The 656-nt window shown below is 58.5% G+C and carries 1 protein-coding gene; it reads left to right on the top strand.

Features of this window, described 5'->3' with window-relative positions:
• On the top strand, positions 1-656 hold a 656-nt coding region (locus ACXJ5O_RS29035), incomplete at both ends, for a DEAD/DEAH box helicase (RefSeq protein ID WP_457302923.1).

Raw genomic sequence — 656 nt, 5'->3', positions numbered from 1 at the left:
GTTCACCCAGATCATATTGCCAGTATCGAAGATGCTTCATTGCTGCCACTGGTTGAGCCTGTTTATCCGCTGACAGCAGGCCTGTCGCCAAAAGTGCTGGCACGCGGCATTCAGGAAGCGCTGGCCAAAGCACCGGATATGCCGGAATGGATCGATCCGCCAGTACTCGAGAAGTATGACCTGCCATCGCATCGTCAGGCACTGCAGGTCCTGCACAATCCTCAAGATCCAAGCGACATTGCACTCGACCATCCCGCCAGACAGCGGCTTGCCTATGACGAATTTCTAGCCGGTCAACTGGCACTGGCACTGGTGCGCATGAAAACACGTCGCCTTTCCGGCCGCAAGCTGGAGGGTGACGGCCATCTCATGGCGAAAATCATCGCGGCCCTGCCCTATTCGCTGACGAATAGCCAAAGCCAAACGATCAAGGAAATCATCGCCGATTTGCGGGAACCAGACCGGATGTTGCGCCTGTTGCAAGGCGATGTCGGCTCCGGCAAGACCGTCGTCGGCCTCCTCGCCATGGCGCATGCCGCCGAGGCTGGCGGTCAATCTGCCCTGATGGTGCCGACAGAAGTACTCGCGCGCCAGCATTTCGCTACAATCGCGCCTTTGGCCGAGAAGGCAGGATTGCGTACGGCGCTGCTTACAGG

Source organism: Phyllobacterium sp. P5_D12 (assembly GCF_054049495.1).
The sequence above is the reverse complement of the archived record's forward strand: the minus strand, read 5'-3'. Positions and strand labels throughout refer to the sequence as shown.